The sequence below is a fragment of the Sphingomonas sp. SORGH_AS_0789 genome (assembly GCF_031453055.1).
Taxonomy (GTDB): Bacteria; Pseudomonadota; Alphaproteobacteria; order Sphingomonadales; family Sphingomonadaceae; genus Sphingomonas.
Window position 1 is genome coordinate 2,321,292 of sequence record NZ_JAVIYV010000001.1, and the last position, 20,125, is coordinate 2,341,416.

A 20,125-nucleotide genomic window follows, 5' to 3' on the forward strand; every position below is an offset into this window, starting at 1 on the left:
TCCGAATTACGGAAGGCCCTGTCGGATAAAGGGGCTTTGAACGGCGTGGCGGGACGGATCGGCAGACATACCTGGCTTGCGTTCGCGCTGATCGCTCCACCGCTTTCCCTTCCCGCTCAGGCACAATTGTCCAAGCCCGGCACCGCGCCCGCCCAGGGCCCCAGCCTGTCCGACGCACAGCGCCAGGGTGGCGACCATGCGACCGCCGGCGATCCGCAGGGCAATGCCCCGATCGTTCCCGATGCCGAGTTCAACGCCGCGCTGCCCCCCTTGAGCGGCGACATCAACGCACCGCTGGAATCCATGTCCTCGATGACCAAGGGCCAGCCCAAGGTCGAGGCGATCCCCGTGCCGCAGAGCGCGCCGCCGCTGCCTGCTGCGCGGACGGCCCAGCCGCTGGCCACCGGCGACACCATCGGCCCGATCGCGCCCGAGGATCCGCAGCTGGCGCAACCGCTGACCCCGCTGACCGGCTTCGACTCCACCCCGCTCCAGACCGCCGCCGACATCAAGGGGACGCGCGCCCCCGAAATCCGGTACGACATGGACGTGCGCGGGCTGGCCGAGTTGAAGCTGGAGGACGAGTTCCGCGGCCTGTCCGCGCTGCGCGAAGGCAAGGGCAAGGCGGCGAACGCGACCCAGGTCGCCGCCCGCGCGCGCGAGGACGAACAGCTGGCGATCCGGCTGATGAAGTCGCTCGGCTATTATGACGCGACCGCCGTCTCGACGCTGCAACGCGAAGCGGCGGGCGATGGCGAGGGAGAGGCGCAGGCGGGCCGGTTGAAGGTCGTGCTGACCGCGACGCCGGGGCGGCTCTATCGCCTGTCGTCGATCACGGTGAAGGCCGATCCCACGGTCCCGCCCGACCTGATCCGATCCAACCTGCCGCTCAAGGTCGGCGAGCCGATCGAGGCGGCGCGGATCCAGGGCGCGGAGGCCAATGTCAGCCTGGTCCTGCCGCAGCGCGGCTATCCCTTCGTCAAGGTCGGCGACCGCGACATATTGCTGGAGGATCAGGGGCCCGAGCCGGTGGGCGCCTATACGTTGCCGGTCGATACGGGGCCGCGATCCGCGTTCGGCAAGCTGACCACGGTCGGCGACCGGGTGTTCGATCTCGACCATCTGAACGTCTTCCCGCGCTTCGACGAAGGCCAGCTCTATGACTCGCGGCTGACCGACGATCTGCGCAACGCGCTGGTCGCGACGGGTCTGTTCAACGGCATCGCGGTCGAGCCCAAGCGGACCGGGCGGATGAACCCCGACGGGACCGAGCAGATCGACCTGCAGGTCACCCAGACCAAGGGGCCCGCGCGCACCCTGTCGGGCGAGGGCGGCTATTCGACCGGGCAGGGCGTCCGGTTGCAGGGCAGCTTCACCAACCGCAACGCCTTCAAGCCCGAAGGGGCGCTCATCGCCTCGGTCATCGCGGGCACGCAGGAACAGGGGCTGAGCGGCACCTTCCGCCGTTCCAATGCCGGGCGGCGCGACCGGACCTTCCAGGTCATCGGATCGGCCAGCCACCAGAATTACGACGCCTTCGACGCGTTCATCGGCACGGTGGCGTTCCGCTGGAGCTATGACTCGACGCCCATCTGGCAGAAGAAATTCACCTATGCCTATGGCGGCGAGCTGACCGGCACCAACGAAAGCGTCTATGACTTCGCCCGCGGCGAGCGGCGGCGCGCAACCTATGGCATCGCGGCCATCCCGGCGCAGGCGGTGTTCGACCAGTCCAACGACCTGCTCAACCCGACGCGCGGCTATCGCCTGAAACTGAACCTCAGCCCCGAAACCTCGGTGCGCGGCGCGGTGCGGCCCTATGTCCGGACGATGGTCGAGGGGACCTTCTACTATCCCTTCAACGACAGCCTGGTGCTGGCGGGACGGGCGCGGGCGGGCGCGATCTTCGGGATCGAGCGCGACGATCTGGCCCCGTCGCGGCGCTATTATGGCGGCGGCGGCGGCTCGGTGCGCGGCTATGGCTTCCAGCGGCTCGGGCCGTTCGATCCGCAGGGCAATCCGGTCGGCGGGCGCAGCCTGAACGAATTCTCGCTGGAGGCGCGCTATCGCTTCGGCAATTTCGGCATCGTGCCGTTCGTCGATGCGGGCAACAGTTATGAAAGCACCTTGCCGACGGGCAAGGACCTGCGCTTCGGCGCGGGCATAGGCGGGCGCTTCTACACCAATTTCGGGCCGTTGCGCGTCGATGTCGCGACCCCGCTGAACCCGCGTCCGGGCGACGGCAAGGTCGCGCTGTATATCTCGATCGGACAGGCCTTCTGATGGCGGACGAACAGACCATAGTGCCTGAGCCCGCGACCGAAACCGTCGTCGTGCGCCGCCCGCTCTGGCAGCGTGTGCTGAAATGGATCGGCTTCACGATCCTGGGCCTGATCCTGCTGGTCGGGGCGATCCTGCTGGGCATCAACACCGATCCCGGCCGCCGCTTCGTCGCGGATCAGCTGGGCGGCTATACCACCGCCTCGGGCCTGAACATCCGGGTCGGACGGATCGAGGGGTCGCTCTATGGCCGGATGAACCTGATCGACCTGCGGGTCAGCGATCCCAAGGGCGTGTTCCTGTCCAGCCCGAAGCTGGCGGTCGACTGGCGCCCCTTTGCCTATACGCGCAACCATGTCGATGTCCGCTCGCTGAGCGCCGATCTGGTCACGCTGGCGCGCAAGCCCGAGCTGAAGCCGACGCCCAGCGACCCCAATGCGCCGTTGCTTCCCGATCTCGACATCGATGTGAACCGCCTGACCATCAAGCGCTTCGTGCTCGGTGCGCCGGTGACCGGACAGCGTCATATCCTGGCGATCGACGGCAAGGTGCATATCGCCGACCGCCGCGCGCAGGTGACGGCCAGCGCCGATGCGCTGCGCGGACCCGGCATCGCGGGTGGCGACCGGCTGCGGCTGGTGCTCGACGCGGTGCCCGATGCCGACCGGCTGGCGGTCGACGTCAAGCTGACCGCGCCGACCGGCGGCGTGGTCGCGTCGATCGCGGGGCTGAAGGCGCCGCTGACTTTGTCGGTCGACGGGCGTGGCGGCTGGAAGGCCTGGCAGGGCCGCGCCATCGCGACGTTGGGCGGCGGCGAGCTGGCCAATCTGAACGCCACCGCGCGCGACGGGCATATCGAGGTGCGCGGCGTGACGCGACCCGGCCTGTATCTGGAAGGACCGGTCGAACGGCTGACCGCGCCCGCGCTCCAGGTCGCGATCGACACCACGCTGAACGAACGCCGCGCCGACACGCGGATGAAGCTGCGCTCCTCGGCGCTGCTGGTCGATGCGGGCGGTCTGCTCGATCTGGCGAACAGCCAGTTCGGCAATTTCGCGGTCGACGCCAAGCTGCTGACGCCGGGAGCCATCGCGCCCAACCTGACGGGGCGCGACGTGCTGGCCCGCGTGGTGCTGAACGGCGCGTTCGCGACGCCGACGGTGGATTACAAGGTCCGCGCGGCGGCGCTCGGTTTCGGCGAGACCTCGGTCCAGAACCTCTATGCCGAGGGGCTGGCCAAGGTGAATGCCGACCGCATCCTGGTGCCGGTCAAGGCGCGGGCGAAGCGGATCGCGGGGCTGAACGCGGCGGTCGGCGGGCTGACCAACAATGTCGCGATCGAGGGCGATTTCGCGATCGCCATGCCCAACATCCTGTCGGACAATCTGCGCATCCGCTCCGACAATATCGACGCGACGGCGGTCGTCGTCGCGAACCTGTCGACCGGGCGCTATACCGGCGCGCTGAAGGGCCGGGTGAACAATTACCGGGTTGAGAGCATCGGCATCATCAACCTGACCACCGACGCCAATCTGGTGGCGACACCCGGCGGGTTCGGGATGAAGGGCCGCGTGGTCGCGCGCACCTCGCAGATTTTCAACGAGGGCGCGCGCAACTTCCTGGGCGGCAACGCCGTCGTCCGCGCCGATGTCGAGTATAGCCCGCAGGGGATCGTGACCTTCAGCCGCCTGAGGCTGGCCGCACCGCAATTCCGCGTGACGCGGGGCAGCGGTCGCTACAATCCCGCAAACGGCGCGCTGGCGGTGGAGGCGGATGCCTATTCCAACCAATATGGCCCGCTGACCGCGCGCGTGACGGGGTCGCAGACCAACCCGGTCATCGTGCTGCGCGCGGCCAAGCCGGGCGTCGGCGTGGGGCTGGCCAATCTCCAGGCGCGGATCGTCGGGCGGAACGGCGCCTATGCGGTCAACGCCAGCGGCGACACCAATTACGGCCCCTTCACCGCCAATGTGCTGGTCAGCACCGGGCGGCAGCTGGCGATCGACATTCGCAGCCTGGTCTTCGCCGGGATCAACGCCACCGGCCGCGTCGTCCAGACGGCGGCGGGACCGTTCGCGGGCGCGTTGCAGTTCGCCGGGCAGGGGATCAGCGGCCGCGTCCAGCTGGCCGATCAGGGCGGCAACCAGCGCGCCGACATCGCCGCGCGCGCCTATAACGCCCGCGTGCCGGGCATGGTCGACTTCACCATCGGCCGCGCCATCGTCAACGCCAGCATCGTCATGCTGCCCAAGGCGCCGCAGATCGTCGCCGACACGCAGCTGGCCGACACCCGTTATGGCGAGGTCGTCATCCAGTCGGCCCGCGCCAAGGTGAACTACACCAGCGGGCGCGGTACGGCGCAGGCGGTGCTGACCGGATCGTCGAGCATTCCGTTCAACGTCGCGCTCAATGCGCGGCTGGCGCCCGACGACTATCTGGTGGCGGCCAAGGGGCAGGCCAACGGCATCGGCTTCCGGACCACCAATCCGGCGCGCATCCGTCAGGAGCAGGGGACTTGGCGTCTGGCGCCGACCCGGATCAATTTCGATCAGGGATCGGTGCTGATGGCGGGTTCCTATGGCAAGGGGCTGAACGTCCAGACGCGGCTGGACAAGCTCCAGCTTTCGATCCTCGACGCCTTCATCCCCAATCTGGGGATTTCGGGTCAGGCGAGCGGCGCGCTGGATTTCACCCAGGCGCAGGGCAGCAGCTTCCCCGCGGCCGAGGCGCGGCTGACCATCAACAACTTCCGGCGCACCGGCCTGTCGGCGGTGTCGGAGGCGGTGGACATCGTCTTTGCCGGACGGCTCGTGTCCGATGGCGGCGAGGCGCGCGCGCTGATCCGGCGCGGGCAGATTGTCGTCGGCCGGATGGTCGCGAACCTGCGTCCGCTGCCGCCGGGCAATGGCGGCTGGGTCAACCGGCTGATGCAGGCGCCGCTGTCCGGGGGCCTGCGCTATAACGGCCCGTCCTCGGTGCTGTTCTCCTTCGCGGCGCTGCCCAACCAGCAGTTGAGCGGACCGATCGCGATCGCCGCCGATTTCGGCGGGCGGGTGTCGGCGCCGCAGCTCAACGGCCTGATCCGCGCGGACAACCTGACCTATGACAATGAGGCGTACGGCACGCGGCTGAACAACATGCAGCTGGCGGGACGCTTCAACAACGACCGCCTGGAGATCACCCGGATGCAGGCCAAGGCGGGTGAGGGCAGCATCCAGGCGCAGGGCACCATCGGGCTGGCGGCGGACAGCGGCTATCCCATCGATCTGCGCGCCAGGCTGGACAATGCGCGGCTGGCCGACAGCGATGCGCTGGCCGCGACGACCAGCGGCACGATCCGGCTGACCCATGGTCGCGACGGCGGACTGATCCAGGGCGACCTGACCGTGCCCAATGCGCGCTATCAGATCATCCGCCAGGGCCAGGCCGAGGTGCCCGAGCTGACCGGCGTGCGCCGTCGCAGCGAGATCCGCACCCCGCGTCCGACCGACCGGCCCGCGCCCACCCCGCCGCCGGGGCTGTTCCGCCTCGACCTGCGGGTGCATGCCGACAACCAGTTGTTCGTCTCGGGCATGGGGCTGGAATCGGAGTGGGAGATGGACCTGCGCATCGGCGGCACCAGCGCGGCGCCGACGATCAATGGCGGGCTCGACCTGGTGCGCGGCACGTACAGCTTCGCCGGCAAGCGGTTCGAGGTGAATCGCGGCACGATCCGCTTCCGCGGCGGCGCGCTGACCGATCCGGACATCAATATCCAGGCGACGACGACCACCGACGGCATCACCGCGGTCATCAACGTCACCGGCACCGGCCAGCGTCCGCAGATCAGCTTCACCTCGACGCCAACCCTGCCGCAGGACGAGGTGCTCAGCCGGTTGCTGTTCGGCACCAACCCCGAGAATCTGTCCGCGACCGAGGCGATCCAGCTGGCCGCCGCGCTCAATTCGCTGCGCGGATCGGGCGGCGGCGGGCTCAATCCGCTGGGCAAGCTGCGCTCGGCGGTCGGCTTCGACCGGCTGCGCGTGCTGGGCGCCGACGAGGCGACCGGCCGGGGGACCAGCCTGGCGGCGGGCAAATATCTGACCGACAATATCTATGTCGAGATCGTGACCGATGCGCGCGGCTTCACCGCCACCCAGTTGCAGATCGCGCTGACCCGCACGCTCAGCCTGTTGACCCAGACCGGCTCGTTCGGCGGATCGGCGGCCAGCCTGCGCTATTCGCGCGATTTCTGATCGATGGCGAAACCCCGCCGGGCGGTCCCGGCGGGGTTTCATCGAAGTGAAACATCCGGCAGGATGGGGCCATGACCCCGGACCGCCTTGCCGCCGATGCGACCGCCATCCTCGCCGATCTGATCGCGATCGACACCACCTCGCGCGAGTCCAATCTGGACCTGATCGCCTATGTCGAGCGGCATCTGGCGGGGTTCGGGGCGACCGGGCGGCGGGTCTTCAACGACGAGGGGACCAAGGCCAATCTCTATGCCAGCATCGGCCCGGCGGTGCCGGGCGGCGTCGTCCTGTCGGGGCATAGCGATGTGGTGCCGGTCGACGGCCAGCCCTGGACCAGCGACCCGTGGCGGCTGACCCGGCGCGGCGACCGGCTGTTCGGGCGTGGCACCTGCGACATGAAGGGATTTCTGGCGCTGTCGCTGGCGATCGCGCCGCATGTCGCCAAGGGGCGGATGGTCCGCCCGCTGCACCTGGCGATTTCCTATGACGAGGAGGTCGGCTGCCTCGGTGCGCCGTCGATGATCGCCGAGATCGCGCGCGAGCTTCCCGCGCCGGCGGCGGTGGTGGTGGGGGAGCCGACCGAGATGGTGGTGGTCAGCGGCCACAAGGGCATCGCGACCTGGACCGTGACCGTCACCGGGCATGAGGCGCATTCCAGCCTGATCCATCTGGGCGCGTCGGCCAACATGGTCGCGGTGCGGCTGATGCAGGAGCTGGCCGATCTGGCCGACCGGCTGGCGGGCGAGGGCGATCCGCACGGCCCCTTCTGTCCGCACCATGCCACGCTGACGATCGGACAGATGGCGGGCGGCACGGCGGTCAACATCCTGGCGCGCGAATGCCGGTTCGCCTTCGATCTGCGGACACTGCCGGGGCAGGACCCGGAGGCGTTGCTCGCGCCCTTCTTCGCGGCCTGCGCCGACGCCGATGCCGCGCTTCGCGCCCGTTTCCCCGAGGCCGGGGTGTGTATCGAGCGGCGCTCGCGCACGCCGTCCTTCGCGCCCGAGGCGGACGGAGCGGCCGAACGGCTGGCGCGGCGATGGGCGGGGGACAATGGTCCGGCCCGCGCGGTGCCCTATGCCGCGGAGGCGGGGCAGTTTCAGGGGGCGGGATTTTCGACCGTGATCTGCGGACCGGGCTCGATCGCGCAGGCGCATCAGCCGGACGAATATATCGAGGTTGCGCAGATGGAGCGCGGTGCCGCCTTCATGCTGCGGCTGGCGGACGATCTGCTGGGCTAGACCGGCCGATATGCGCCCTGAAGCGAGCGGATGCCGCGCATCCGACCCGCTTCAGGGGCGGATATGATTACCAGGGGCGAATCTGTTCGCCGTAGATCAGCGCGAGAATGAAGTTCAGCATGGGTACCTCCCTGAGAGCGCCCCTTTTGTTGGCGCGACGCCATGGTTAATACGCTGTTAACCATGGCGCAATGGCATTGCGACGAATTGCCAAGCGATTGAGATCCCCACGCAAAGGCGGTTAACCCCTTGTTTAAGGATCGCCCCTAGACCCAGGGGCGTGAGTAAAGGATTGTCCCGAACCCCACCCGGTGACGCTATGTGCCTCACCCCCGACGGCCATCCGGCGGACGATCGCGATTCGCCCTGGCAGTTCCTGGTCCTGATCGGCCTGAGCAACTTCAACGCGCTGCGCCGTCGCCTGGGGCGGGCGGGAAGCGCCACGCTGATCGAGGCGATCGCAGACCGAATCGCCCGGTGCATTCCCGATGCCGTCGCCCGCCCGTCCGGCCCCTCGCAGGTCGAGGTCATGCTGCACGCCGCCGATCGCGTCGGGCTGGATGCCTATCTGGCGACCTTGAGCGAGGTGCTGGTCCACCCCTTCGCGCTGGGCGACGCGTCCTGCCGCATCAAGCCCATGCTGGGCGTCGCGGCCGCGCGGATGCCGCATGACGACGATATCCGCCTGCTGGAAGAGGCCGAACAGGCGCTCGCCGAATCGCAGGTCGAGGGGCGGACCGTCATCCGCGACATGGCGACGCGGACCGACCGGCTCGACCGGCTCACGCTGGCACAGGAGCTGAGCGAGGCGATCGAGCAGGATGCGCTGTTCATCGAATATCAGCCCAAGGTCCATGTCCGCCAGCAGCGCGTGTCGAGCCTGGAGGCGCTGCTGCGCTGGCGTCACGGCACGCACGGCCTGATCTCGCCGGTCGAGTTCATTCCGGTGGCCGAGGAGTCGCGGATCATCGCGCCGCTGACCCTGTGGGTGCTGCGCCGGGTCATCGCCGACCAGCGGCGTCTGGCGACGCTGGGCCATGCGCAGCGCATCTTCATCAACATCTCGGGCATGTTGCTGGGCGACCAGGATTTCGTGCGCGAGGCCTGTGCGATCGTCATCGACAGCGGCGCCAGCATCGGGTTCGAGATCACCGAAACCTCGGTCATCCGCGATCCCGACAGCGCGATCGCCAATCTCCGCGCGTTCGCCGCCATGGGCATCGCGGTCGCGATCGACGATTATGGCGCGGGCCTGTCCTCGCTATCCTATCTCAAGCAGCTGCCGGCCTGCGAGCTGAAGATCGACAAGCTGTTCATCACCCAGCTGACCAGTTCGCACCGCGATCCCCTGATCGTCCGCTCGACCATCGACCTGGCGCATGCGCTGGAGATGGAGGTGGTCGCTGAAGGGGTGGAGACGCCCGCGACACTCGCGCTGCTCAGCGTGATGGGATGCGACATGGTGCAGGGTTATCTGATGAGCCGCCCGATCGCGCTCGACGCGCTGATTCCGTTCCTCGACGCCCAGGCGCATCAGGCGACGGTGGCGCCGTCGCCGCCCATGCCCTTTGCCCGGCTCGCTACCCGTGCGCGTGCTTAGGGTTCTGCTGGTCGCCGCGGCCCTTCTGGTGGCGGTGGTCGAGGCGAAGGGGCAGGGGGCGGCGGTCGCGCCATGGCCGCCCGGCTTCGCCCATGCGATCGACGCGGCCAGGGCCGAGATGCTGCGCGACCCGGCCCAGGCCATGGACCAGGCCGAGCGCGCGCGGGACCAGGCGCAGGCCATGGCGCAGGGCGATCGCCGCCTGGTCGCGCTGGCGACGGCGGACTGGCTGCGCGGCGAGAGCATGATCCGGCTGGGGCGCGGCCAGGACGCCTATCCGATCATCGCACATGCGCTGACGACCGCGCGGCGGCTGGCGCCGCGATCCGATCTGTTCGGCAATCTCATTTTGTCCAGGGGCGGGCTGGACCGCGACCGGGGCGATATCGCCGACGCGCTCAAAGCCTATCAGGTCGCGCACCGGGTCTTCCAATATCTGGACGACACGCGCGGACAGGCCCGAGCGCTCGTCCAGATTGCGGGCCTGTACAGCGACGGCAAAGACTTGACCTCGGCGCTGCGCTATCTGGAGCAGGCGCGGACCGCCTATCGCGGCGACGATGCGCTGCGGCTGGCGATCCTCAACAACCGCGCGCTGACGCTGGTCGAGCTGACGCGGTTCGACGATGCGCTGGCGCAGCTGCGCGAGGCACGTCGTCTGGCCGAGGCGATGCACAGCCCCGGCCTCCAGGCGCTGATCTGGCGCAACATCGCCCGCGCCCGGCTGGAGGCGGGACGGATTGCCGAGGGGCAGGCGGCGCTCGCCAGCGCGGCCAGGGCCGATCCGCAGGCCGGCGAGGAGGATCGGCGCGCGCTGGACAGCATCGCGGCGCAGGCGGCGTTCCAGCGCGGCGATCTGGCGGGGGCGACCCGGCTGATCGACCGGAGCTTTGCGGGTGTCGATCCGAGCGGGACGCCGATGACGCAGCGCGACGCGCATCGGAGCGCCTATCGCATCTATGCCGCCGCCGGGCGGACCGCCGATGCGCTGCGCCATCTCCAGGCGCTCAAACGCATCGATGACGAGGCGACGCGGCTGGCGACCTCGACCAGCCTGGCGCTGATGGGCGCGCGGTTCGACTTCGCCAATCAGGAACTGCGGATCGCGCGGATGAAGGCCGCCGACCTGCAACGCAACATCGCCTTCGAGCGGGAGCAGTTGCGGACCGAGCGGCTGATCCTGATCGGGTCGGTCGCCGGGATCGTCGTCGTGCTCGCGCTGCTCGGCATCTGGCTGGTCACGCTGGGGCGCAGCCGCAACCGTATCCGCGCGGCGCATGGCGATCTGGCGATCACCAACGACCGGCTGGAAAAGGCGCTGGCGGTCAAGACCGAGTTCCTGGCGACCACCAGCCATGAGATCCGCACGCCGCTGAACGGCATATTGGGGATGACGCAGGTCATGCTGGCCGACCGGGCGCTGGCGCGCGACCAGCGCGAGCGGGTCGAGGTGATGCATGGCGCCGGGCTGACCATGCGCGCGCTGGTCGACGACCTGCTGGATGTCGCCAAGATCGAACATGGCGGCCTGACGCTGGAAAAGGCACCGTTCGATCTGGTCGCGACGATCCGCGACGCCTCGCGACTATGGGAGGATCAGGCGGCGGCCAAGGGGCTGGGCTTCGCGCTCGATTTGGCGGACTGTCCGCACAGGGTGGAGGGGGATTCTGCGCGGATTCGCCAGATCGTCTTCAACCTCCTGTCCAACGCGTTGAAGTTCACCCCGTCCGGCCGCGTCGACCTGACGGCGCGGCGCAGCGGGCAGGGTGTCGAGGTGCAGGTCCGCGATACCGGGATCGGCATCGCGGCGGACACGCTGGAGGATATATTCGAGGCGTTTCGCCAGGCCGATGCAAGCACGACGCGCCAGTTCGGCGGCACCGGGCTGGGGCTCGCCATCTGTCGGCGGCTGGCGCGCGCGATGGGTGGCGACGTGACCGTCGAGAGCGAGCCGGGGCGCGGCACCCGCTTCACCCTGACCCTGCCGCTGACCGAGCTGGCGGCGGTGCCGCAGGAGGAGGGCGAACGCCCGCATCTGCTGCTCGTCGACCGCAACCCCATTCGCCGCGCCATGTTGGCCAAGCTGTCCGCATCGCAGGCCGCCATCGTCTTTGCCGCCGACGTCGCGGAGGCGGTGGTCCGGCTGGGCGAGGGGGGCATCACCCATGTCCTGATCGACGACAGCGCGATCGACAGGGACGGCGTGGCCGCCGCGATCGCCGCGATCCGGGGCGCTGCTCCGGCGAACCTCCCGCTTCATCTCTTGTGGCCGAAAACGGAGTCGTTGGCAGGGAACGATTTTACCGAACGCGACTTAATCAGGGTTATCGCCAAACCGATCTCCGGGGGAGAGGTGATGCGCATGTTGTTCGGCACCTCATCGCAAACCGCTCCGTCGCCTCTTGTAACGCAAGCGGCATGATCGTTAGGGCGGACCCCATGACCTTGAGCATCAACGCATTCGGGCTCGACGTGGCAAAAGGACGCGGATGAACGTTCTTTTCATCGAGGATGACCGCATGAACCGCCGGGTCGTGCGCGACATGCTGGACGTCGCGGGCGCAACCATGGCCGAGGCCGAGAGCGCGGAAATCGGCCTGGAGATGATCGACCGCGATACCTATCACATGATCCTGATCGATCTGCGGATGCCCGGCATGGATGGCATCACCGCGATCCGCCACATCCGCGCGCGCGGCGACGACAAGGCGGAACTGCCGATCATCGTCGTCACCGCCGACAGCGGCGTCGACCTGCGCGAACGTTGCATGACGGCGGGCGCGGACGATGTGATCGTCAAGCCCGTCGCGATGGACCAGCTGTTCGAGGCGATCGGCCGCATCCTGGCGGGCGATCGCGGCGGGGCCATGATCTCCTAACGCCGATCAACATTCAGCGATGCCTCTCCTTCCCTCGCCCCTCGCAGAGGGGAGAGGGTTGCGCAGACTTGGCCTTTGCGAAAGCAAAGGCTTAGTCGGAGCTGGGTGAGGGGTGTATGCGCGCAGCGCGCGAGCCTTTGGGCTCGCTCAACCCCTCACCCAAGCTGCGCTAGCCAGCAGGCTGGCAAGCTTCGCTAACCCTCTCCCCTGTCCAGGGGAGAGGGGAAGAAAATGTCGATCCGACCTGGCTTATTCGGCCGAGGGCTTGGCCTTCAGCGCGTCGGCCAGCGAAGCGGTCGCGCTGCCCCGCTTGGCGGGTACGGGCTGCGACGGATCGGGGGCCCAGCCGGTCAGGAAGATCAGGCTGAACTGCTCGCTGGTCCGGCCGTCCTCGTCGGCCATGTCGGCAAAGGCGGCGGCGGCGGAGGCCAGGGCGGTCCGCCCGATCGGTCGCCGCTCGGCCAGCAGGTTGCTTGCCGCCATGCCGCGCAGATCGCCCAGTAGCCGCCCGAAATCGCGGTAGCGCACCTCCAGCGTCTCGATATCCGCGACCGGCAAGGTGAACCCGGCGCGCATCAGCAGATCGCCCGCCGAGCGGACATCGACCTGCGGGTGGAGCCGCGCCACCGGCCGCTCCGCCTCCGCCACGCGCAGCGCCGCGCGAAGCCGGGGCAGCGAGCCGCCGCCGACAAAGGCCCCCAGGAACAGCCCGTCGGGGCGCAGCACCCGCCGGATCAGCGTCAGCACGCCGGGCAGGTCGTCGATCTGGTCGAGCACGCCCGCGCTGACCACCAGGTCGAAGCTGCGATCGGCGAAGGGTAGCCGGTCCTCGTCCGCCTGCACGCCCCCCGCCGCGCGGGCAAAGGCGAAACCGGGGTCCAGCCGCGCCACATGCGCGCCCGGCGGAACGGGAAAGCCGCCGTCGAAACAGCCCAGGTCCAGAACGTCGCGGAACGGCCGCGTCACCGCATCCAACCGCTCCGCCAGCCCGTCGAGCATCGCGGCGCGCAGAAAGTCGTGCGCGGCATAATCGGGCTGGGCGCGGTCGCGGCGGTGGCGGCGGGCGCTACGGTCGAAGATGGTGGTGGGGGTCACGGTCGCGCTTGTGCGCGCTCAACCGATCGGGGACAAGTCGGATCATGGGGCGGGGGACATGACGCGGCCGGGATTTGCGGCGGGGCGGGCGGCGTACAGGCTGGTCGGCTCGTTGATCCGCCTCGTCGCCGATTGGGCCTTGCCGCCGCGCTGTCCCGGCTGCGGCGAGCCGGTCGAAGTGGATCATCGCTTCTGCGCGGGCTGCTGGGGGCAGCTCCGCTTTCTGGATGACATGGGATGCGCGAGCTGCGGACTGCCTATCGTCCCGGAAGGGGGGCGGGAGGCGCGCTGTGCGACGTGCCTCGACTCGCCGCCGGTCCATGCGGGAATCCATGCGGCGGTCGCCTATGGCCCGATCGCCCGCGAATTGCCGATCCGGCTGAAGCATGGCGGGCGGATCGGCGTGGCCGAGACGATGGCCGGGCCGATGGCGCGGCGGATGCCGGAAGGGGCCGAGCTGCTGGTGCCGGTGCCGCTGCATCGCTGGCGACTGTGGCGGCGCGGCTTCAACCAGGCGGTGTTGATCGGCGCCAGCCTGTCGCGGCGGACGGGCGTGCCGATGCTGCGCGACGGGCTGGTGCGGGTCAGGGCGACCCCGTTGCTGCGCGGCCTGTCGCCCCGGCAGCGGCGGGCGGCGATGACCTCGGCCTTTCGCGTGCCTGATCCGGCGCGGGTCGCGGGGCGGCGGGTGGTGCTGGTCGACGATGTCTATACCACCGGCGCGACGACGGGGGCGTGCGTCCGCGCGCTGCTGGCGGCGGGGGCGGCTTCGGTGGCGATCCTGTGCTGGGCGCGGGTGGTCGAGGGGGCGGACGATTGACAATAGGGCCCGCGCGCCACACCTGAGGGGGATGGCAAAGGTCGAAATCTACACCAAGGCGTTCTGCCCCTATTGCACCCGGGCCAAGGCGCTGCTCGCCTCCAAGGGCGTCGAGCCCCAGGAATATGACATCACCATGGGCGGCCCGCAGCGCGCCGAGATGATCGAGCGCGCAGGCGGGCGGACCACCGTGCCGCAGGTCTTCATCGACGGCCAGCATATCGGCGGATCGGACGATCTGGCCGCGCTCGACAAGCGGGGAGGGCTCGACCCGCTGCTGTCGGCATGACCGACATCGCCGTCCTGCAGATGACGGCGGGGATCGACCCCGCCGCCAATGCGGCCGTGCTGGAACAGGCGATCGCCGAGGCGGCGGCGCGCGGCTGCGCCATGGTGTTCACCCCCGAAATGTCCGGGCTGATCGACCGCGATCGTGCGCGGGCGGCCGAGCATCTGGTGGTCGAGGCGGACGATCCGGTGCTGGCGCGTGTCCGGGCGGCGGCGGCCGAGCATGGGCTTTGGGTCCATCTGGGTTCGCTGGCGGTGCGCGGGGCGGACGGGCGGCTCGCCAATCGCGGCTATGTCATCGACGATGCGGGCGCGATCCGGGCCCGCTATGACAAGATGCATCTGTTCGACGTCGACCTGCCGAGCGGCGAGAGCTGGCGCGAATCCGCCTCCTACGCGCCCGGCGAGCAGGCGGTGGTGGTCGACACGCCGGTCGGGCGGCTGGGCCTCGCCATCTGCTACGACCTGCGCTTCCCCGCGCTGTTCGCCGCGCTGACCGAGGCGGGGGCGACGATCCTGTCGGTGCCCGCCGCCTTCACCCGGCCGACCGGCGCGGCGCACTGGCATGTGCTGTTGCGCGCGCGGGCGATCGAGGCGGGCGTGCATCTGGTCGCCGCCGCGCAGACCGGCGAGCATCAGGACGGCCGCGCGACCTATGGCCATTCGCTGGTCGTCGGGCCCTGGGGCGAGGTGCTGCTCGACATGGGCGAGGCGGCGGGGCTGGGCGTGGCCGCGATCGACCCCGCGCAGGTGGAGGCGGTGCGCGAGCGGCTGCCCGCCATCCGCCATCGTCGCGCCATTCCGCCGGTGGCCGGGGCATGATCGTCTTCGACCTGCGCTGCGGCCAGGCGCATGTGTTCGAGGCGTGGTTCGCCTCGTCCGGCGCCTATGCCGAACAGCGCGAGAGCGGGCGGATCGAATGCCCGATATGCGGCGACCGCGACATCGAAAAGGCGGTGATGGCGCCGCAGATCGCGGCCAAGGGCAATAGCCGCCCCGACGCCCCGTCGCCCGAGGCGATCAAGGCCGCGCTCCGCCATCTGGCGGGAGAGCAGGCCAGGATGCTGGAGAAATCGACCTGGGTCGGCACCGCCTTTGCCGACCGGGCCCGTGCGATGCATGACGGCGAGGCGCCCGTCACCCAGATCCATGGCCAGGCCAGCCTCGCCGAGGCCAAGGCGCTGGTCGAGGAGGGCGTGCCCGTCGCGCCCTTGCCCTTTCCGGTGGTGCCGCCCAAGCTGACCAACTGACCGGCGCGCATGGGGGGGCGGCAAACGCTCTGGACCGGACCCCGCGTCCCCTGTATCACCGCGCCCGCATGGGGCCCCGTAGCTCAGCAGGATAGAGCATCAGATTCCTAATCTGAGGGCCACTGGTTCGAATCCAGTCGGGGTCACCATGCCATATTTTCCAAGGCTTTGGCGATTCCTGCCGGGCGTGGAAAAGAGCCGCAACCGGTGGCTGCGGCTCCGCTGTCCGGCCAGGCGACCGGCTTATTTCTGCTTCTTGGCCTTCTTGGCATAATGATGGTGCGCCAGCGCGCAGCCCGCCGCTGCCCCGGCGACGCCATGCCCTTTTCCGACCATATGGCCCGCGACACCGCCCGCCACCGCGCCGCGGATACAGCCCTTGGCATAGACCGGGCTGGCGAGCAGCGTGGCACCGGCAAGGGCGATTAGAGCGATCCGCATGACATCCTCCTGGGTTATTCGATCGCCTTCCAAGTATCGGGACCGATCGCCTGTTCCATGACAAATATGTCAGGGCGACGCCGGGGACATGGCGGGGAACATCGCGGCGGCTTGATCGATCGGGGATCGGTGGAGAATGGACCCGATATGACCGAACCCTTGAACGCGGCCGCGCATGTCATTCAACTGGCGCTGACGCCGATCTTTCTGCTGACCGCCGTGGGATCGTTGCTCAACGTGTTCGCCACCCGGCTGGGGCGGATCAGTGACCGGATCCAGGCGCTCAAGCGCGACGGACGGGCGAAGAGCTTCGAGATGCGCCGGTTGCGCCTGCGCTCGAAGATCCTCGACATCGCGGTGACGATGACGGCGGCAGCCGGTGCGATGACCTGTTGCTCGGCGATCACGCTGTTCCTGGGGACGTTGCGCGAATCGGGTCATGCCTCCCTGCTGTTCTTCTTCTTCGGCGGGGGCCTGCTGTTCGCGGTGGCGGGGCTCGCCTGTTTCGTCGGTGAAATCACGATCGCCGGACGGGCCCTGCGCGACGAGAACGACAGCCAGTGACCGACGTTCGGGAGTGCCGCGCGAGCGATCACGCCGTCCGCCCGATCGCCTCGCCCGCACGGATCGCCTGTCCCTCCGTCAGCATGTCGAGCAATCGCATGCCCCGAGGCAGGAACAGGATGATGGTCGAGCCATGCTCGAACCAGCCCATCTCCTCGCCCTTGCCGATCCGGGCGGTGCAGGCGCGGCGGCCGGGGCCATGCTCGCGCAGGGTGCGTTCGGTGTCGAGGCAATGGAGCCGGATGCTCGCCACCAGGATCGCCGCGACCGGCACGATCAGCAGCGGCTGGCCCGATACCAGGGTCCGCGCCTCGATCACCGCGCGTTCGTTGCGACAAAAGAGCCGCTCGATCCGCTTGAGCGCGATCGGATTGACGTTCCAGCAATCGCCCGAGAGATAGGTCACGCCCTCGACCGCAATGTCGGTCGGCGCGTGGAAACGGTGATACATGCCCGCCGTCAGCCGCAGCGTGACGAACGATCCGTTGCGGAACCGCTCGACCAGTTCGGGGTCGGGGATCAGGTCGCCCAGGCGATAGGGAAAGCCCTTTACCTGATAGAGTCGATCGTCCGCGATTTCGCCATGCGCGCCGACCAGCGCGTCGCAGGGGGATGCGACCGTGTCGGGATCGCCGTCGAACGGGCGGGCGCCGTCGCGCAAGGAACGGACGAAGCCGTCGCGCAACGACCGGAACCGCGTCGTCCGCGCGTCCGACAGGTCCACGCCCGCGAAGAATTTCCACAGGGCCAGGCAGGGCCGGGCGATCAGCGGATGCTCGATCCGTGCGATTCGGCCGACCAGCTTGGTCGCGAACCGGCGCGGCAGGCGGTTGGTGACGAGGAAATTGATGTCCTCGTTCAAAAAGAACCGCATGATGGGTCCGCGCATTGTCATGCCTCCGTCATGGGCACGCGGTCAAAGGCCGCATGAACCCGATTCTCACTGGCCTGATGGCCGTCTCCGCCGGTGCGGTCGCCCTGACGAAAGGGCATCGCCGCCTGACCCTGTCGCGCGCCAAGCATCCGGGGCTGGGCGGTCACGTCCGCATGGCCAAGCGGATCGCGGGGCAGATCCCGTTCTACAGCTATGGCGAGGACCGCTTCTTCCGGGTCGATGGCGCCCCAGACGCGGTGGCCGGGCAACGGCGCGCAGGCTTCGAGCGGCTGGGCGCCTTGTTCGCGCAACGTTATGCGCAGACGCTGGCGCTGACCCGCGAGACGCGGCCCGGCCTGTCCGACCTGCAATTCACCGGCGCGTACCGCGTGCCGTTCCAGTTTCGCGAGAAGGTCCGCACGACGCTGGCGACCGGGGCCTTCTACCAGCGGTCGGAGGGGCCGATCCTGGTCGATCTGGACGGTAACAGGCTGATCGACCTGACCGGCTCCTACGGGGTTAATCTGTTCGGCAACGACTTTTACAAGCGGACCATGGCGGAAGGGGCGGCGACCGTCGCCGATCTGGGCGGGGTGCTGGGGTCGTTCCACCCGGTCGTCGCCGACAATGTCCGTCGGCTGACAGTCCTGACGGGGATGGACGAGGTGTCCTTCCATATGTCGGGGACCGAGGCGGTGATGCAGGCGGTGCGGCTGGCGCGCTATCACACCCGCCGTCCGCGCCTGGTGCGGTTCGCCGGGGCCTATCATGGCTGGTGGGGCGAGGTTCAGCCCGGCATCGGCAACCCCGTGCCCGCCGACCGCACGCTGACGCTGGCCGATATGTCCGAGCGGACGCTGAAGGTCCTCGCCACGCGCAAGGACATTGCCTGCGTGCTGGTCAATCCGCTCCAGGCGATGCACCCCAATGGCTCGGCGCCGTCCGACGGGCAGCTGGTCGATGGCGGGCGCAAGGCGGGGGCCGACATGGCCGCCTATCGCGACTGGCTGCACCGGCTGGCGGATGTGTGCCGGGCGAACGGCATCGTCCTGATCTTCGACGAGGTGTTCATGGGCTTCCGCCTGGCCAAAGGCGGGATGCCCGAATATTTCGGGGTGAAGCCCGACCTGATCACCTATGGCAAGACGCTGGGCGGTGGCTTGCCGGTCGGCGTGCTGTGCGGGCCTGCGCATCTGATGAAGCGGTGGCGCGAGGATCGCCCGGTCGACATCTGCTTCGCGCGCGGCACGTTCAATTCGCATCCCATGGTGATGGGGGCGATGAACGCCTTCCTGCGGCGGCTGGAAACGCCCGAGGTGGCCGCGCTCTATGACGGGCTGGACGAGCGGTGGAATGCGCGGGCCGCGATGTTCAACGCAGCGATGGCCGCGGCGGGGCTGCCCCTGTCGGTCGCGCATGTCCAGACGATCTGGACCATCCTCTATTCGGTCGCCTCGCCCTATAACTGGATGCTGCAATATTATCTCCGGGCGGAAGGGCTGGCGTTGAGCTGGGTCGGGACCGGGCGGCTGATCTTCAGCCTGGACATCGACGACACCCTGTTCGCCGAGATTTGCGACCGCTTCGTTGCAGCGGGACAACAGATGCGTGACGATGGCTGGTGGTGGACCTCGCCCGAGGCGCCGAAGGAGTTGAAGGCGGCGAACAAGGCGATCCGGCGGCGGATTTTGAAGGAGTCGCTGGCGGTGCGGTTGGGGCGGGGAAGGTAAAGCCCCCCACTTCTTAAGCCCCTCCCGCAGGCGGGAGGGGTTTGGGGAGGGCAGGGCCGCAAGCGATGGTCTCTGTGAGACACCTTGCCCTCCCCCATCCCCTCCCGCTTGCGGGAGGGGAGCGGCCAGACAAGAGGCCGGAATATAAAAGGGGCGGCGGTCCTTTCCGAACCGCCGCCCTGTCCGTCAAACCGAAGCCGCGCGTTACGCCGCCTTCAGATCCTCGAAATCATCGACATCGTGATGATCCATCCGCTCGCCTTTCATCAGGCGGCGGGGGGCGCTCTTGTACATCTTGAAGTCGTTGAACGGGTCGGTGACGATCTTGGTCGCCCAGACGAGGCCGGTCTCCAGGTCGCGCTTCGCCCAGAGCTGAAGGACGCGCACCACGATCGCGCTGACGCCCAGGCCCAGCCAGCCGATGCCGACATGGCGCAGATAGCCCATGAAGCCGTCCGGATAGTCGAGCGTCCCGAACAGGGTCGGCTGGACCAGCAGCACCAGCGGGATCGCGCCCCAGATGCCCATCAGCACATATTTGCGGACGAGGTTGTAGCCGACCTTGATCTCTTCCTTATGCTCGTGCGTCGCCTTGTTCACATGGTCATAGCCTTTGGGCTCGAAGAAGAAGTGCCCGGCCTGGCGGCTGGTCATCGCCACGCCCCAGGCGAGCAGGCTCGCCACCGCCGGATCGATGAACAGCAGCACATAGGCGGTCAGGAAGGTGCAGGCGCTGACGAAGTGCAGGCTCTGATTGACCAGGCTGTGATGATAATAGCGATGATCGTCCCACCGCTGTTCGGCGAGCTGCGCGCGAAAACCAGTCAT

At 68.7% G+C, this 20,125-nt stretch carries 16 protein-coding genes and 1 tRNA gene; 13 read left to right on the plus strand and 4 right to left on the minus strand.

What is annotated here, in order from left to right; genetic code table 11:
* Positions 1–36 precede the first annotated feature (36 nt).
* The 6 genes from QE360_RS10710 (at position 37) to QE360_RS10735 (ending at position 12,235) form a co-directional block, all read left to right on the plus strand.
* Positions 37–2,283 (plus strand): BamA/TamA family outer membrane protein, encoded by a 2,247-nt coding sequence (locus QE360_RS10710; protein ID WP_405052583.1) that lies wholly within the window; start codon positions 37–39, stop codon positions 2,281–2,283.
* Positions 2,283–6,515, plus strand: a complete 4,233-nt coding sequence (locus QE360_RS10715) for a translocation/assembly module TamB domain-containing protein (RefSeq protein WP_309701438.1) — start codon at positions 2,283–2,285, stop codon at positions 6,513–6,515. Before QE360_RS10710 ends, QE360_RS10715 begins: the two co-directional genes overlap by 1 nt.
* 71 nt (positions 6,516–6,586) lie before the next feature.
* Complete coding sequence (argE, locus tag QE360_RS10720; protein WP_309701440.1) at positions 6,587–7,756, plus strand: acetylornithine deacetylase; 1,170 nt, start codon at positions 6,587–6,589, stop codon at positions 7,754–7,756.
* A 319-nt stretch (positions 7,757–8,075) separates the two neighbouring features.
* A complete protein-coding gene (locus QE360_RS10725) occupies positions 8,076–9,356 on the plus strand; it encodes a GGDEF domain-containing phosphodiesterase (protein WP_309701442.1) in 1,281 nt (426 codons plus the stop codon).
* Entirely contained in the window at positions 9,349–11,778 is a 2,430-nt protein-coding gene (locus QE360_RS10730) for an ATP-binding protein (RefSeq protein ID WP_309701445.1), read from the plus strand. Before QE360_RS10725 ends, QE360_RS10730 begins: the two co-directional genes overlap by 8 nt.
* Before the next feature lie 67 nt (positions 11,779–11,845).
* On the plus strand, positions 11,846–12,235 hold the full coding sequence (locus QE360_RS10735; protein WP_307100223.1) for a response regulator: 390 nt from the start codon (positions 11,846–11,848) through the stop codon (positions 12,233–12,235).
* Between the two features lie 249 nt (positions 12,236–12,484).
* On the opposite strand, the gene QE360_RS10740 is transcribed toward QE360_RS10735, so the two are convergent.
* Positions 12,485–13,330 (minus strand): class I SAM-dependent methyltransferase, encoded by an 846-nt coding sequence (locus QE360_RS10740; protein WP_309701447.1) that lies wholly within the window; start codon positions 13,328–13,330, stop codon positions 12,485–12,487.
* A 58-nt stretch (positions 13,331–13,388) separates the two neighbouring features.
* On the opposite strand from QE360_RS10740, the gene QE360_RS10745 reads away from it, so the two are divergent.
* The 5 genes from QE360_RS10745 to QE360_RS10765 all read left to right on the plus strand — a co-directional run bounded on the left by QE360_RS10745 (position 13,389) and on the right by QE360_RS10765 (position 15,837).
* Complete coding sequence (locus QE360_RS10745; RefSeq protein WP_309701449.1) at positions 13,389–14,150, plus strand: ComF family protein; 762 nt, start codon at positions 13,389–13,391, stop codon at positions 14,148–14,150.
* A gap of 31 nt (positions 14,151–14,181) precedes the next feature.
* On the plus strand, positions 14,182–14,439 hold the full coding sequence (gene grxC / locus QE360_RS10750) for a glutaredoxin 3 (protein WP_307100218.1): 258 nt from the start codon (positions 14,182–14,184) through the stop codon (positions 14,437–14,439).
* Complete coding sequence (locus tag QE360_RS10755) at positions 14,436–15,260, plus strand: carbon-nitrogen hydrolase family protein (protein ID WP_309701451.1); 825 nt, start codon at positions 14,436–14,438, stop codon at positions 15,258–15,260. Before grxC ends, QE360_RS10755 begins: the two co-directional genes overlap by 4 nt.
* Positions 15,257–15,688: a DUF1178 family protein gene (locus QE360_RS10760; protein WP_309696801.1), complete on the plus strand. Its 432-nt coding sequence runs from the start codon at positions 15,257–15,259 to the stop codon at positions 15,686–15,688. Before QE360_RS10755 ends, QE360_RS10760 begins: the two co-directional genes overlap by 4 nt.
* Before the next feature lie 72 nt (positions 15,689–15,760).
* Positions 15,761–15,837 (plus strand) — tRNA-Arg (locus tag QE360_RS10765).
* Between the two features lie 94 nt (positions 15,838–15,931).
* Here QE360_RS10765 and QE360_RS10770 read toward each other — a convergent pair.
* Complete coding sequence (locus QE360_RS10770; RefSeq protein WP_307100212.1) at positions 15,932–16,129, minus strand: hypothetical protein; 198 nt, start codon at positions 16,127–16,129, stop codon at positions 15,932–15,934.
* A gap of 147 nt (positions 16,130–16,276) precedes the next feature.
* Here QE360_RS10770 and QE360_RS10775 point away from each other — a divergent pair, with 147 nt between their 5' ends.
* Complete coding sequence (locus tag QE360_RS10775) at positions 16,277–16,693, plus strand: DUF2721 domain-containing protein (RefSeq protein ID WP_307100210.1); 417 nt, start codon at positions 16,277–16,279, stop codon at positions 16,691–16,693.
* A 28-nt stretch (positions 16,694–16,721) separates the two neighbouring features.
* On the opposite strand, the gene asd is transcribed toward QE360_RS10775, so the two are convergent.
* A complete protein-coding gene (gene asd, locus QE360_RS10780; protein WP_309701453.1) occupies positions 16,722–17,567 on the minus strand; it encodes an archaetidylserine decarboxylase in 846 nt (281 codons plus the stop codon).
* Between the two features lie 53 nt (positions 17,568–17,620).
* Between asd and QE360_RS10785 the strand changes: the two genes are divergently transcribed.
* Positions 17,621–19,297, plus strand: coding sequence for an aminotransferase class III-fold pyridoxal phosphate-dependent enzyme (locus QE360_RS10785; RefSeq protein ID WP_309701455.1), 1,677 nt, complete (start codon positions 17,621–17,623; stop codon positions 19,295–19,297).
* 204 nt (positions 19,298–19,501) lie between these two features.
* On the opposite strand, the gene QE360_RS10790 is transcribed toward QE360_RS10785, so the two are convergent.
* Positions 19,502–20,125, minus strand: a complete 624-nt coding sequence (locus tag QE360_RS10790) for a hypothetical protein (protein ID WP_309701458.1) — start codon at positions 20,123–20,125, stop codon at positions 19,502–19,504.

What these genes read in the sequence shown, in the direction of transcription:
- QE360_RS10735 (WP_307100223.1), top strand. Translation starts at nt 11,846, where the DNA reads ATGAACGTTCTTTTCATCGAGGATGACCGCATGAACCGCCGGGTCGTG.
- QE360_RS10755 (WP_309701451.1), top strand. Translation starts at nt 14,436, where the DNA reads ATGACCGACATCGCCGTCCTGCAGATGACGGCGGGGATCGACCCCGCC.
- QE360_RS10785 (WP_309701455.1), top strand. Translation starts at nt 17,621, where the DNA reads ATGAACCCGATTCTCACTGGCCTGATGGCCGTCTCCGCCGGTGCGGTC.
- grxC (WP_307100218.1), top strand. Translation starts at nt 14,182, where the DNA reads ATGGCAAAGGTCGAAATCTACACCAAGGCGTTCTGCCCCTATTGCACC.
- QE360_RS10790 (WP_309701458.1), bottom strand. Translation starts at nt 20,125, where the DNA reads ATGACTGGTTTTCGCGCGCAGCTCGCCGAACAGCGGTGGGACGATCAT.
- QE360_RS10715 (WP_309701438.1), top strand. Translation starts at nt 2,283, where the DNA reads ATGGCGGACGAACAGACCATAGTGCCTGAGCCCGCGACCGAAACCGTC.
- argE (WP_309701440.1), top strand. Translation starts at nt 6,587, where the DNA reads ATGACCCCGGACCGCCTTGCCGCCGATGCGACCGCCATCCTCGCCGAT.
- QE360_RS10745 (WP_309701449.1), top strand. Translation starts at nt 13,389, where the DNA reads ATGACGCGGCCGGGATTTGCGGCGGGGCGGGCGGCGTACAGGCTGGTC.
- QE360_RS10760 (WP_309696801.1), top strand. Translation starts at nt 15,257, where the DNA reads ATGATCGTCTTCGACCTGCGCTGCGGCCAGGCGCATGTGTTCGAGGCG.
- asd (WP_309701453.1), bottom strand. Translation starts at nt 17,567, where the DNA reads ATGCGGTTCTTTTTGAACGAGGACATCAATTTCCTCGTCACCAACCGC.
- QE360_RS10775 (WP_307100210.1), top strand. Translation starts at nt 16,277, where the DNA reads ATGACCGAACCCTTGAACGCGGCCGCGCATGTCATTCAACTGGCGCTG.
- QE360_RS10770 (WP_307100212.1), bottom strand. Translation starts at nt 16,129, where the DNA reads ATGCGGATCGCTCTAATCGCCCTTGCCGGTGCCACGCTGCTCGCCAGC.
- QE360_RS10725 (WP_309701442.1), top strand. Translation starts at nt 8,076, where the DNA reads ATGTGCCTCACCCCCGACGGCCATCCGGCGGACGATCGCGATTCGCCC.